Genomic DNA, 13,061 nt, shown 5'->3' with positions numbered 1-13,061 from the left:
GCATCATGTGCCCCAGTCGACTGCGTCGGGCACCCAGAGTGACCGGATCCTGACGTTCGGGTGACCATGCCCCGGAGCACCGGCCGGACGCATATGCCCAACTGGGGAGTCTGTCCAGGCACTTCCGGGTTTCAACCTTCGCCGATCACTTCTCGCCATTCCTTGAGCGACAACCGAGCAGATGCGAGGCTACGTACGACAATCATGCGGTGACCGCGCACCGACGGGGCCGGAAGGCAGTGTTCCGGACCCGCCGACGGGGGTGGACTGAGGCGGCTGTCGCCACAGGCCGTCGCGAGCCAAATGTCCGAGTTCCAGCAAGAAAGGGCACGGTGGGGTGGGGCAGGTGTGGTCCGAGTTGCGGTCCTCCCCTCGGAGACAGGGTCAGGACCTTTTCGGCCAGCCGGACATACACGATGCTCCCCCGGACTCCGCACCGAGCGCCCGGGCCTTAGTCCGCCCGGCGGACGGCGATGTCACCGCCGCCCACCGGCGGCGGTAAGGCCGCATCCAGTCGCTCCGAGGCCATAAGGCAAGGTCAACTCCGCCACCCCACACACATGGTGGCGAAGCATTGAAGGAGTTTCCCCATGATCAGGTCGGACGTGGACGCACGGTCCGTGGCGGTGATCGGTATGTCCTGCCGCCTCCCGGGCGCCACGGGGACGGACGCACTGTGGACACTGCTGCGCAACGAGGTGGACGCCACCGGCGAGACCCCTCCCGATCGCTATGACGTCGACACACTGCACTCGGCGGCCCCGCAGCCCGGGCGGATCGCGAGCCGCCGGGCCGGCTACCTCGGCGACGCCGCCGACTTCGACGCCGGCTTCTTCAACATGTCCACCACCGAGGCCGTCGAACTCGACCCGCAGCAGCGCCTGCTGCTGATGACCACGTACGAGGCCCTGGAGGACGCCGGCCAGCGCCCCGACCTCCTCGCCGGATCCAGGACCGGTGTCTTCGTCGGCAACGCCCGCGCGGACTACCTGGAGAACGCGCTGCGCCAGGGTCCCGAGGCGGCCACCGCCGCCCAGTTGCACAACTTCCGCTCGCTGCTGCCGGCCAGGCTCAGCTACGTCTTCGACTTCCGCGGGCCGAGTGTCGTGGTGGACACCGCGTGCTCCTCCGCGCTGGTGGCCGTGCACCAGGCGGTGCAGAGCCTGCGGTCCGGCGAGACGCCGCTCGCGGTCGCCGCGGCGGTCAACCTCGCGCTGCGGCCCGACGAGGGCCTGGTGATGAGTCAGGCCGGCGCCATGTCGGGGGACGGCCGCAGCAAGTTCGGTGACGCCGGGGCCGACGGCCACGCCCCCAGCGACGCCGTCGCCGTGGTCGTCCTCAAACGGCTCGGCGACGCCCTCGCCGACGGCGACCGCATCCGCGCCGTCATCAGCGGCAGCGCGGTCGGCAACGACGGCCGCACCAGCGACAGCGTCCTCAACCCCTCCCTGGAGGGCCAGCAGTCGGTGCTGCGCTGGGCCTACGAGGACGCCGGGATCGCCCCGTCGGACGTCGACTTCGTCGAGGCCCACGGCTCCGGCTCGCCCGCCCTCGACCCGCTGGAGCTGACCGCGCTCGGGCAGGTCCTCGGCGAGGGGCGGCCCGCCGACCGGCCGCTGCTGGTCGGCTCGCTCAAGACCAACATCGGGCACGCCGAGGCGGCCGGCGGTCTGGCCGGGCTCATCAAGGCGGTGCTGTGCCTGGAGCACGGCCAGGTCCCTGCGAGCCTCAACATGAGCACCCCGAACCCGCGGGTCGACTGGGCCGGCCTGCCGCTGGAGGTGCCGGTCTCGCTGCGCGAGCTGCCGGACCGCGGCCGCCCGGCTGTCGCGGGCGTCTCGGGGCAGGGCTCCTCGGCGCTCAACGCCCATGTGGTGCTGCGCCAGCCGGACCCGGCGGGCGCCCCGGCGGCCGCCGAGCCGATGCCCGGTGCGCCCTACCTTCTGGTGCTCTCCGCGCGTAGCCCCGAGGCGCTGACCGCCCTCGCCCGCGCCTGGGCGGACTACCTCGCGCCCTGGGGCGAGGGCTCCCGGCACCCGCTGCGCGACATCTGCTTCAGCGCCGCCACCCGGCGCCAGCACCTGGAGCACCGGATGGCCGTCGTCGGGTCGACCCACGAGCAGATGACGGCCGCGCTGTCCGGGCTGCCGGGCCTGGGCGGGCAGCCGCTGTCCGGGCTCGCCGAGCGCTACCGCTGGGGCGAGGAGCTGGACTGGGAGGCGGTGTTCGGCGCCCCCGGCCGCTACGTCCCGCTCCCCCACTACCCGTGGCAGACCCGGCGCTACTGGCCCGGGGAGCAGCAGGCCGCGGGCGCCGGCGACCTGGCGGCGTGGATGCTGCGCGAGCACGCCAGGACCGTCTTCGACGACGGCTCGACGCTCAACGAGATCGGCATCGACTCGCTCGCCCGGCTGCGCATCCTGGTGGAGCTGTCCAAGCGCTCCAGCCAGGAGGTCGACCCGGACGAGTTCGGCCGCCTGCGCACCGTCGGCGAGCTGCGGCAGTGGACCCGTGGGCTGGAGGCCGGCGCCAGATGACCGTCGAGCACACCGCGTACGACCGCTTCGCCCGATCCGCGGCGGAGCACGGATACGACGTCACCGCGCTGGAGGTGGGCGAGGACCGGCTGAGCTACGGCGAGCTGCGCGACCTGGCCGAGCGGCTCGCCGCGCACCTGGTCGCGCACGCCGGGGGCACCGCGCCGCGCCGGGTCGGGCTGCTGGCCGGCCGCTCGGTCACCGCCTACGCCGGGTATCTGGCCGCGCTGCGGCTGGGCGCCACCGTCGTACCGCTCAACCCCGAGCACCCGCAGGCGCGGACGGGGCAGATAGCCGTCGCCGCGGCGCTGGACGTGGTGGTGGCCGACCCGTCGGCGGACGGCACCGACCCCGGCGTCCCGGTGACCCGGATCGGCCCCGGCGAGCTGGAGGTACTGGCCAAGGAGCCGGCCCCCGACCTGCCCGCCCTGCCGGCCGGCCCCGACGACGTGGCGTACCTCATCTACACGTCGGGCTCGACGGGCGCCCCCAAGGGCGTGCCGATCCTGCACCGCAACATCGCCCGCTACCTCGACCGCTTCGCCGGGCGGTACGGGATCGGGCCCGGCAGCCGGCTGTCCCAGACCTTCGAGCTGACCTTCGACGGCTCCGTGCACGACCTGTTCGTCGCCTGGCAGGACGGCGGCACGCTCGTGGTGCCCGCGCGCGGGCAGCTGCTGTCCCCGGCGCGCACCGTCACCAACCTGCGGCTCACGCACTGGTTCTCGGTGCCCTCGCTCATCACCTTCGCCTCCCGGCTGGGCACCCTCGGCCCGAACAGCATGCCCACGCTGCGGTGGAGCATCTTCGGCGGCGAGGCGCTGCCGCTGGCGGCCGCCCGCGAGTGGAAGGCGGCGGCCCCGGCGAGCCGCATCGAGGTGCTGTACGGGCCGACCGAGCTGACCATCTCCTGCACCTCCTACGAGCTGCCCGCCGACCCCGCCGACTGGCCGCGGACCCCGAACGGCACGGCGCCGATCGGGACGATCCACCGGGATCTGGATTTCGTGCTGCTCGACGAGGACGGCTCGCCCGCCGACAGCGGCGAGCTGTGCGTACGCGGCGACCTGCGCTTCCCCGGCTACCAGGACCCCGGCAACAACGCGGGCCGCTTCCTGACCCCCGAGCAGGAGCCCTTCACCGGTGGCGAGCTGACCGCCCGGCACTGGTACCGCACCGGCGACCGGGTCGCGGTGCAGGACGGGGTGCTGGTCCACCTGGGCCGGATCGACCACCAGGTGAAGGTCCGCGGCCACCGCATCGAGCTGGGCGAGGTGGAGGCGGTGCTGCGGCGCCAGCCCGGGGTGCGCGAGGCCGTGGTGCTGGCGCTGCCCACCGAGGACGGCGAGCCGGAGCTGCACGCGGCCGTCACGGGCGCCGGGCTCGGCTCCGACGCGCTGTACGCCGGGCTCACCGGCCAGTTGCCGCCCTACATGCTGCCGCGCCGGATCACGGTGCTGGACAGCCTGCCGCTCAACACCAACGGCAAGATCGACCGCCGGGCGCTGGGCGCCGCGCTGGGGCGCACCGGCTGAGCGGCGCGGCGGCGCGGAAGCCGTCAGCAGGCCGCGGGGATCCGTCGGGGATCCGCGGCGAAGCCGCAGGTAAGTCGCAGGAAGAAGGGTCCGCCGACAGTGCCGTCGGCGGGCCGAGTCCGGGCAAGGCCATGACCCCCGTTCCGACGTCTGTGATGAGGCACCATGTTCGACGCCATCGTGGTGGGCGCGCGCTGTGCCGGCGCGCCCACCGCCATGCTGCTGGCCCGCGCCGGTTACCGGGTGCTGCTGCTCGACAAGGGGCAGACCGGCACCGACACCCTGTCCACCCATCTGCTGCACCAGCCCGGGGTCGCCGCGCTGGCCCGCTGGGGGCTGCTGGACCAGGTGCGCGCGACGGGCTGCCCGCCGCTGGAGAACGTGGTCTACGAGATCGCCGACATCCACCTGGAGGGCTGCGCGCGCGGCGTGGAGGGCCAGCGGGCCGGATACGCCCCGCGCCGCTACGTGCTGGACGCGATCCTCGCGCGGGCGGCCGTCGCGGCGGGCGTCGAACTGCGCGAGGACTGCCGGGTGACGGGCCTGCTGCGGGACGCCGCGGGGCGGGTGACCGGCGTCGAGGGGCGGTACGGCGACCTGCCGTTCACCGAGCACGCCCCGCTGGTGGTCGGCGCGGACGGCATGCGCTCGACGGTGGCCCGGCTGGTGGAGGCGCCCTTCACCGCCTCCGACCCGCTGCTCACCTGCGCCTACTACACCTACTTCGCCGATGTGCCGGCCGATCTGGAGCTGTACGAGGCGCCGGGCAGCTGGACGGCCGCGGTGCCCACCAACGACGGCCTCACGCTCGTCCTGGCGTACTTCCCGCAGCCGCGCTTCGCCGAGGTGCGCACCGACGCGATGCGCCACTACCGGGAGCACGTACGGACGACCGCGCCCGCGCTGCACGAGCGGCTGGGCGGCCGGGAGCCGGCCGAGCGGCTGCGCGGCACCGGGGACCAGCAGAACTACTTCCGGCAGGCGGCAGGGCCCGGCTGGGCGCTGGTGGGCGACGCCGGGCACCACAAGGACTCGATCACCGCGCGCGGCATCAGCGACGCCTTCCTCCAGGCCGAGGCGCTGGTCCGGCACGTGTCCGGGAAGCTCGGCGGGGATCCGGCCCAACTCGACGCGGCGCTCAAGGAGTTCGGCGTCGAGCGTGACGAAACTCTCACCCCCGGGTACGAGGCCACCCTCGCGGTCGCGCAGCTGGCGCCGCACGAGCAGCGGATGTCGCTGCTCCGGGCGGTGCAGACGGACGCCGAACTCACCTCGATCTACTTCGACATGGTCGCCGGAATCGCCTCCGCGAGCGCGCTGTACACGCCTAGACTCCTGTCACTGCTGTGACGGGTGGGGCCCCTGTGGTCGCCCATAGCGGGCGCCACGGGGCTTTGCCGCCCTGTTCGAACACCCGGGTGGGCGGTTTCGGCCATCCGGTAGTTGCCAGAGGCAGACGCTGACGCTCCGCCATGATCCTGGTAGGGTCACCGCGTTAGCCCACTTCGGTGACGGTGAGTCAAGGTGCCGCGCCGGAAAGATTCGGCATTTTTCTTGCATAACCCCCCGAAGAACACCAGCGCTCCGCTGCCGTACGAGGAATCAGATGCCAGGCTCCCGCGACCGGTTGACGCGTCACCGGTCCGCCCCGCGTAGATCGTCGCGATTCTCGTTCGCCCTGCCTCTGGTCGTACCCGCTGTCTGCCTGTGCGGACTGTGGGGCTATGTCGCGACCGGACTCGTCGACGGACACAGCCAGTTCAGCTCGGAGGCGGACAGCGCGTCCGCCGTCGCCCGACCCGCCCAGACCGTGCTCGCCCGGCTCCAGGCCGAGCGCCGCTTCACGGCGATCTGGCAGGCCGGGCACACCGACGCGGCCCGCAAGGACCTCGACGACGCGCGCAACCGTACCGACGCGGCCGTCCAGGACTACCGGCGGTCGTCACCCTCCGCGCTCGACAGCGCGACCCGCGGGCCCGCGAAGGCGCTCGACGACGCCCTGGTCTTCCTGCCCGAGCGCCGCAACTCGATCGACGGCAAGACCCTGTCGACGACCGACGCCTTCCAGTACTTCACCACCACGGTCTCCGACGGCATCAGCCTGCTGAACGCCTCGCTGCGCAGCGACGACGGGGAGTTCGCGCGCGGCGCGGCCCCCACCGCCTCGGTCGCGCAGATCGCCGAGATGCTCGCCCGCGAGGACGCGCTGCTGTCCGCCGCGGCCCCCACCGGCAAGCTGGACGCCGCCACCCGCCAGCAGTTCACCGACGCCCTTGCCGTGCAGCGCGCGCTGCGCGCCGGCATGAACGCGGGCGACCTGCCGGCCGGCACCGCCGCGAGCTGGAGCCGGATCACCGAGAGCGCCAGTTTCACCTCGCTCACCCAGATCGAGGACGCCGTCGCCGCGGCCCAGGGCTCCGCCCTGCCGGGCTCCGCCTCCGCCTGGCCCACCGCCGCGACCACCGTGTCCGGCAATCTGCAGACGCTGACCACGGACGCGCTGAGCGACCTGTCCGACGCCGCCTCGCACCGGGCCGACAACGCCCTGCTGGGCCTGCTGCTCGGCTCGCTCGCGACCCTCGCGGCGCTGGCCGGCGGCGCGTACCTGTCGCTGCGCGACCGCAGGATGCTGGCCCGCCGGCTGGCCGTGCTCCAGACGCACGCCGACGAGCTGTCCCGGCAGTGGCTGCCGCGGCTCATGGCGCGGATCGAGGCCGGCGAGCGCATCGACCCGACGGCCATGCAGCCGCCGCAGGGCCCGGCCGCGTCCGAGGAGGTGGCCAAGCTCGCCGCGTCCATCGACCGGCTGGGCCGGGTCGCCGCCGACCACATGCTGCGGCAGTCCCTCGGCCGGGAGGGCGGCGAGAAGGTCTTCGGCCAGCTCATCCGGCGTACCCAGAGCCTCATCCACCGGCTGATCTCGCTGCTGGACGACCTGGAGCGCAAGCACGAGGACTCCGACCTGCTGAAGGACATCTTCGCGGTCGACCACCTCGCGACCCGCGTCCGCCGGCACGCCGAGAGCCTGGTGATCCTGAGCGGTTCGCCGCCCAACCGGCGGATGGCCACCCCGGTCTCCATCATCGACGTGCTGCGCAGCGCCGTCGCGGAGACCGAGCAGTACACCAGGGTCCGGGTGAAGAACCTGCCCGCCGAGCGGCCGATGGCCCTCGCCGGGCGCGCGGTCGCCGACGTCACCCACCTGCTCGCCGAGCTGATCGAGAACGGCACGGCCTTCTCCCCGCCGGACACCCAGGTGTCGGTGAGCGCCACGCAGGTGGCCAAGGGCCTGGTCGTGCACATCGAGGACCACGGCCTCGGCATGCCGCAGGACGTCATCGACCACGCGAACGCGCTGCTGGCGCACCCGCCCAAGCTCGACATGCGGGCGCTCAGCGAGGACCCCCGGCTCGGCCACTTCGTGGTCGCCCGGCTCGCCGAGCGGCACAGCATCAAGGTCGAGCTGCGCGACTCGGTGTACGGCGGCACGATGGTCGTCGTGCTGCTGCCCAGCGCGCTGCTGGAGGAGCTGGACTCGCCGGTCCTGGACCAGCTCAAGTCGGCGGCGAGCAAGAGCGGCATGATGGCGATGGACGCCGGCCGGCGCGAGTCGCCCACCCCGGCGGTCGGTACGGCGGGGGCCCCGGACCCGGCCGCGGCACGCGATCTGGTGACGTCGGGCGCGCCCGACGACGGCATGCCGCTCACCCACACCCGGATCCCGGACCACAGCGGCTTCCCCGAGTACGGCGGCGCCGGTCTGCTGCCGGCCACCTCGGAATTCCCCGCGCCCGGCATCTCCGCGGGCACCCCGGCCACCGGCCCCGCGGCCACCGGCTGGGTCGCGCCCGAGGAGCACCCGGCCCACCGCCAGTCCGCGGGCCAGGAGCACCCGAGCCAGCCCTACCGCCCCGAGCCGGTGCGGCCGGAACCCCAGCCGCAGCCCCAGCCGATGCCGCAGCAGCGGCCGGACACCATCCGGGGCACCGCCGTGCGCAACGACGCGCCCGGCTACCCGGCGGGTGCGCCGCGCGGCGGCCAGCACGCCGCGCCGCCCATGGCGACCCCCGCGGGGGCGGCCTCAGCCGGGCGGGGCGCGGGCCTGAGCCCGAGCACCGGTCCCGTCCCGCCTCCGCCGGTACGGCCCGCGGGCGCGCCCGCGGCGCCGGGCGCACCCAGCGACCCGCACCGCCATCTGACGACCCCCCCGGTGCTGCCGCACCGGACCAGGGGTGCGAGCCTGGCGCAGCAACTGCGCAGGGAGGCAACCGAGATGGAGGGCGGCGGCAGCGTCGGCGGCAACGGCGCCGCGGGCGGTCAGCGCAGCGGCGACGGCCAGCCGGGCGGCATCTCCCCGGAGGCGTCGGCGCGCGCGATGATCGCGATTCAGCAGGGACTGCAGCGGGCGAGGACGCCCGAGGCGAGCGAGCCGGGCGGTGCGAACAGGCCGCCGGAGGATTCGTGGAGGTCGGGTGGCAACCAATGGGATTCGGGTGCCGGCCAATGGGAGGGAGACTTCAATGACTGAGCACGTACAGCCCGGACCTCAACTGGACTGGCTCCTCGACACGCTCGTGGACCGCGTTCCGGAAATCCGCTGCGCCATCGTGCTGTCCGGGGACGGCCTGCTCATCGGGAAGTCCAAGGACCTGCGCCGGGACGACGCGGAGCACCTGTCGGCCGTCGGCTCCGGCATGCACAGCCTGGCCCGCGGGGTGGCCCGCCACTTCCAGGGCGGCGAGGTGCAGCAGACGGTCATCCAGATGGAGCGGGCCTTCCTCTTCGTCACCGCGGCGGGCCGGGGCGCCCGGCTGGCGGCGATCGCGTCGGAGGGCGTGGACGTCGGGGTGATGGCCTTCGAGATGGGCACGCTCGTCAAGCAGGTCGGCCAGTACCTGAGCGCTGCGCCTCGGGTGCCGAGCCAGCCCGGCGGTCTCGTCCAGGATGCGTGAGCCACGGTGGCACGACGACGAGGAGACGGGACGCCATCTGCGGCCTTACGCCATCACCGGCGGCCGCACCCGGCACAGTAGGCACAACTTCTCACTGATCACGCTGGTCGCCGCGCGGTATGTGGACGAGCCGGGCCAGGGCCACCTGGAACCGGAGTCGGTTCAGATCCTGGAGCTCTGCCGCAACCGCGCGGTGGCGATAGCCGAGATCGCCGCGCACCTCGACCTGCCGGTGAGCGTGGTGAAGATCCTCTGCGGGGATCTGCTGCACGCCTCGCTCATCCTGGTCCAGGCCCCGCCCGGGCAGGAGGACCGACCCAGCGTGGAAATCATTGAAAAGGTGATGAATGCTATCCGTCGGCTCTGAACCGGTCATGCCGACCGCACTGAAGATCCTCATAGCGGGTGGCTTCGGTGCCGGCAAGACGACCCTGGTGGGCGCGGTCAGCGAGGTTCCTCCGCTGGAGACCGAGGAGCGCATGACGACGGTCAGCCTCGGTGTCGACGACCTGTCGGGCATCGAGGGCAAGGTCTCGACCACGGTCGCGATGGACTTCGGGCGCATCACCATCGCCCCCGAGCTGGTCCTCTACCTCTTCGGCACGCCCGGACAGGACCGCTTCTGGTTCATGTGGGACGACCTGGCCACCGGTGCGCTGGCGGCGGTCGTCCTGGCGGACACCCGGCGGCTGGAGGCGTCCTTCGCCGCGATCGACTTCTTCGAGTCGCGGGACATCCCCTTCGCGATCGGCGTCAACTGCTTCAACGGGCAGCGCGACTGCTCCAGCGAGCAGGTGCGCACCGCGCTGGACCTGGACCCTTCGACGCCCGTCGTGCTGTGCGACGTGCGGAACCGCTCCTCCGCCAAGGAGCTGCTGCTCGCGGTCCTGGAAGCGGCCCGCGACCAGGCCGCCGCGCGGCTCCCCGCACCGGGCGCCGGCGCCTGACCCGGCGTACCGCCGCCCCGGCCGCCGCCAGTACGGCGGCGGCCCCGTAGGCGTACGCGCAGGTGTCCGCGAAGTGCGCCAGCAGATACGCGGCCGCCCCCGCGACCGCCACGCCCAGCCACTCCCACCGCCCGTCGAGCGCCACGAGCGCGACCAGCAGCAGCGCGTACCACGCGTAGCCGGGCGTCATGAGCAGGAACGCCGTCCCGGTGACGGTGAGCGCGCCCCGCCACGGGCGCTCCGGGTCCCCGCGGCCTACGGCGTACGCGGCCACCGCCGCCGTCACCACCGCGACCGCGGGCAGCGCCCACGCGTCCGGCAGCACCAGCCGCAGCAGCGCGTAGCGGTGGCCCGCGGCCGCGTCGTCGTAGCCCTCCTCCTGCGCGTAGCCGCCCAGGTAGCCCAGCACGGAGGAGTGCGACACCGCGAGGTACGGCACGTAGAGCGCGGCCGTCACCCCCGCCGCCGTGCCCACGGTCAGCGCCGCGTCCCGCCACCGCCGCACCCCCGACAGCGCGCCGGGCAGCAGCACCGCGGGCAGCAGCTTCGCCGCGATCGCCGCGCCCAGCACGCCCGCGCCCGCGCCGCGGCGGCGCACCGCGAGGCCGAGCGCCGCGACGGACAGCGCGGCGGCGAGCACGTCGGCGTGCGCGTTGTTCACCGCCTCCACCGGCACGGCCGGGCACCACGCCCAGTACGCGGCCCACCGCGGATCGCCGCGCCGCCGCAGGACGCGCAGCAGCAGCGCCGTGGTCGCCACCGACAGGCCGGCGCCGCCGATCTGCAGCGCCTTGTAGCGCACGCCGTGCGGCGACACGGCGTGCACGCCGAGGAAGTACAGCTCCGCGGTGGGCGGATAGATCGTGTGCACCTGCGGCCGGTTGATCCGCGTGCAGCCCCCGCCGGGCAGCTTCGCGAGCCCGCGCTCCCCGCACTGCGCCGTTGCCGGTGCCGGTGCCGGGAAGAGCCAGCCGTCCCGCAGCCGGCCGAGGGCGGGGTCGGCGGGCGCGTGGTCGTACGGCGAGACGCCGGCCGCCTGCACCCGCCCGTCCCACGCGTAGCGGTAGACATCCGTACTCGTCCGCGGCGGCGCGACCAGCCCGGCGAGCGCGACGGCCACTCCCCCGAGGACCACAACCGCTTTCACATGGCGCCGCGGTACGCCCCGCAGGACGACCACGGCCCCGCAGAAGAGCCCCCAGCAGACCGCGTAGCGCCATGTCAGGAGCGTGCTCCCGGCGGCGTACCCGGTCCCCCCGGCCCGCAGCGTCCACACCAGCGCGCCGCAGAGCGCGCCGAGCGCGAGAAGGGTAAGCAGGAGCCGGCCGGCGGCGGCGCGGGGGGCACCCGGGGCGGGACCGGACCCGGGTCGGGGGCCCGGCGCGGGGGCGGGACCTGTCCTGGGGCGGGCGCCCGGCGCGGGGGCGGGACCGGGTCCGGGGTTCGCAGCGGGGACGGCGTCCGGACGCGGGGCGGAGGCGATTTGCGGGCGGGCGTCCGGCGCGGGGCCAGCGTCCGGGCGGGGGTGGTCGGCGGGGGTGGTCACCGGATCACCGTCGCACCGCGGGGGTGCGAAACGGCGAGGACGGCGGCGGGCGTCCGCGATTCGTAAGGTGTCGGCCCGGGCCGGAGGCCACCATGCGGGGTGGTCGCCGGATCACCGTCGCACCGCGCGGGCGCGGAACGGCGGGCGTCCGCGATGCGTAAGGTGCCGTCCACGGTGGCGCGTAGCGCCGCAGGCCGCAGGCGGGCGTCCGCGATTCGTAAGGTGTCCGTCCGGGCCGGAGGCCACCACGCGGGGGTTGCATGGCGGCATGAGCACGACGCCCGCAAACCCCCCGCCGCGCACGCGCAAGCGCACGCGCCCCCCGCTCCCCGCCTTCTCCGGGCGGCTGCACGACCCGCGCACCGCGACCGCGGTCGGCCGGTGGCTGGGCGGCGCGCTGCTGGTGTGCTTCGTGACCGGCCTGGTCAGCCACTTCCTCCAGCACCCGCCCGGCTGGCTGGCCGCTTCCCGACCCGCCCCGTGTGGGGCTACCGCCTCACGCAGGGCCTGCACATCGCGACCGGCGTCGCGGCGATCCCGCTGCTGCTCGCGAAGCTGTGGACGGTCTACCCGCGGCTCTTCGCGTGGCCGCCGGTGCGTTCGGTGCCGCACGCGCTGGAACGGCTCGCGGTCGCCGTGCTGGTGGCCGCGGCGATGCTGGAGGTCTTCAGCGGGCTGCTCAACATCGTCCAGTGGTATCCGTGGCCCTTCTCGTTCGTGCCCGTGCACTACGCGGTGGCGTACGTCCTAGCCGGGGCGCTGCTGCTGCACCTCGCGGCGAAGGCCCCGCAGATCGCCGCGCACTGGACCCGCCGGTCGCCCGGCACGCGCGCGCTGCCCGGCGAGGAGCGCGACGGCCCCGACCGCCGGGCGCTGCTGGCCGGTCTGGGCGTGGCGGTCGGCGCGGTGACGGTGACGACGGTCGGCCAGAGCTTCACCCCGCTGGCCCCGCTGGACCTGCTCGGCCCCCGCCACCCGGGCCACGGGCCGCAGCGCCTGCCCGTCAACAGGACCGCGGCGGCGGCGGGGGTGACGGCGGCGGACGTACGGGGCTGGCAGCTCGCCGTCACGGGCGGCAGCACCCCCCTGGAGCTGACCCTGCACGAGCTGGCCGCCCTCCCGCAGTCCGCGGCGCGGCTCCCCATCGCCTGCGTGGAGGGCTGGAGCGTGAACGCCCACTGGGAGGGCGTCCGCCTGCGCGACCTCCTGCGCCGCGCGGGCGCCCCGCCGGGCTCCGCGGTCCGCGTGACCTCCCTGGAACGCCACGGCGCCTACCGGATCATGGACATGGGCCCCGAATACGCGTGGGACCCCCTGACCCTCCTCGCCCTCCGCCTGAACGGCGCGCCACTGACCCCCGACCACGGCTACCCGGCCCGCATCATCGCCCCGAACCGCCCCGGGGTGCTCCAGACGAAGTGGGTCGCCCGCTTGGAGGTCCGGTGAACTCCCGCGAAGGCGGGCCCCGTTCGAGGGGCCCGGGAGCTGCGGCGAACTCCCGCCGGAGTAGCGGCCGTTCGGGCTCCCGCGCCAGGCGGGCCGTC

The 13,061-nt window shown here is 74.4% G+C and carries 7 protein-coding genes and 2 pseudogenes; 8 read left to right on the top strand and 1 reads right to left on the bottom strand.

What is annotated here, in order from left to right:
• Positions 1-590: 590 nt before the first annotated feature.
• From ACH4SL_RS13975 to ACH4SL_RS13945, 7 genes are all read left to right on the top strand, one after another.
• On the top strand, positions 591-2,537 hold the full coding sequence (locus ACH4SL_RS13975; RefSeq protein ID WP_398444849.1) for a beta-ketoacyl synthase N-terminal-like domain-containing protein: 1,947 nt from the start codon (positions 591-593) through the stop codon (positions 2,535-2,537).
• A complete protein-coding gene (locus ACH4SL_RS13970) occupies positions 2,534-4,072 on the top strand; it encodes an amino acid adenylation domain-containing protein (RefSeq protein WP_398444847.1) in 1,539 nt (512 codons plus the stop codon). Before ACH4SL_RS13975 ends, ACH4SL_RS13970 begins: the two co-directional genes overlap by 4 nt.
• A gap of 165 nt (positions 4,073-4,237) precedes the next feature.
• Positions 4,238-5,422, top strand: a complete 1,185-nt coding sequence (locus tag ACH4SL_RS13965; RefSeq protein WP_398444845.1) for an FAD-dependent oxidoreductase — start codon at positions 4,238-4,240, stop codon at positions 5,420-5,422.
• Between the two features lie 256 nt (positions 5,423-5,678).
• On the top strand, positions 5,679-8,600 hold the full coding sequence (locus ACH4SL_RS13960) for a nitrate- and nitrite sensing domain-containing protein (RefSeq protein WP_398444843.1): 2,922 nt from the start codon (positions 5,679-5,681) through the stop codon (positions 8,598-8,600).
• Positions 8,593-9,024, top strand: a complete 432-nt coding sequence (locus ACH4SL_RS13955) for a roadblock/LC7 domain-containing protein (RefSeq protein WP_031522778.1) — start codon at positions 8,593-8,595, stop codon at positions 9,022-9,024. The genes ACH4SL_RS13960 and ACH4SL_RS13955 overlap by 8 nt, the downstream gene beginning before the upstream one ends.
• Positions 9,017-9,391, top strand: a complete 375-nt coding sequence (locus ACH4SL_RS13950; protein ID WP_031522782.1) for a DUF742 domain-containing protein — start codon at positions 9,017-9,019, stop codon at positions 9,389-9,391. Before ACH4SL_RS13955 ends, ACH4SL_RS13950 begins: the two co-directional genes overlap by 8 nt.
• Positions 9,372-9,971, top strand: coding sequence for a GTP-binding protein (locus ACH4SL_RS13945; RefSeq protein WP_398444840.1), 600 nt, complete (start codon positions 9,372-9,374; stop codon positions 9,969-9,971). Before ACH4SL_RS13950 ends, ACH4SL_RS13945 begins: the two co-directional genes overlap by 20 nt.
• A gap of 241 nt (positions 9,972-10,212) precedes the next feature.
• Here the strand turns inward: ACH4SL_RS13945 and ACH4SL_RS13940 are convergent.
• Positions 10,213-10,773, bottom strand: a pseudogene (locus tag ACH4SL_RS13940) (glycosyltransferase 87 family protein); the annotation flags it as partial.
• Positions 10,774-11,785: 1,012 nt separating this feature from the next.
• On the opposite strand from ACH4SL_RS13940, the pseudogene ACH4SL_RS13935 reads away from it, so the two are divergent.
• Positions 11,786-12,963, top strand: a pseudogene (locus ACH4SL_RS13935) (molybdopterin-dependent oxidoreductase).
• Positions 12,964-13,061: the final 98 nt, after the last annotated feature.

It is taken from the genome of Streptomyces sp. NPDC021020, assembly GCF_044333285.1.
In the GTDB taxonomy this organism is placed as follows: Bacteria; Actinomycetota; Actinomycetes; order Streptomycetales; family Streptomycetaceae; genus Actinacidiphila.
The sequence above is the reverse complement of the archived record's forward strand: the minus strand, read 5'-3'. Positions and strand labels throughout refer to the sequence as shown.

Coding starts and splice junctions, on each gene's coding strand:
- ACH4SL_RS13975 (WP_398444849.1), top strand. CDS start 591: ATGATCAGGTCGGACGTGGACGCACGGTCCGTGGCGGTGATCGGTATG.
- ACH4SL_RS13970 (WP_398444847.1), top strand. CDS start 2,534: ATGACCGTCGAGCACACCGCGTACGACCGCTTCGCCCGATCCGCGGCG.
- ACH4SL_RS13965 (WP_398444845.1), top strand. CDS start 4,238: ATGTTCGACGCCATCGTGGTGGGCGCGCGCTGTGCCGGCGCGCCCACC.
- ACH4SL_RS13960 (WP_398444843.1), top strand. CDS start 5,679: ATGCCAGGCTCCCGCGACCGGTTGACGCGTCACCGGTCCGCCCCGCGT.
- ACH4SL_RS13955 (WP_031522778.1), top strand. CDS start 8,593: ATGACTGAGCACGTACAGCCCGGACCTCAACTGGACTGGCTCCTCGAC.
- ACH4SL_RS13950 (WP_031522782.1), top strand. CDS start 9,017: ATGCGTGAGCCACGGTGGCACGACGACGAGGAGACGGGACGCCATCTG.
- ACH4SL_RS13945 (WP_398444840.1), top strand. CDS start 9,372: ATGCTATCCGTCGGCTCTGAACCGGTCATGCCGACCGCACTGAAGATC.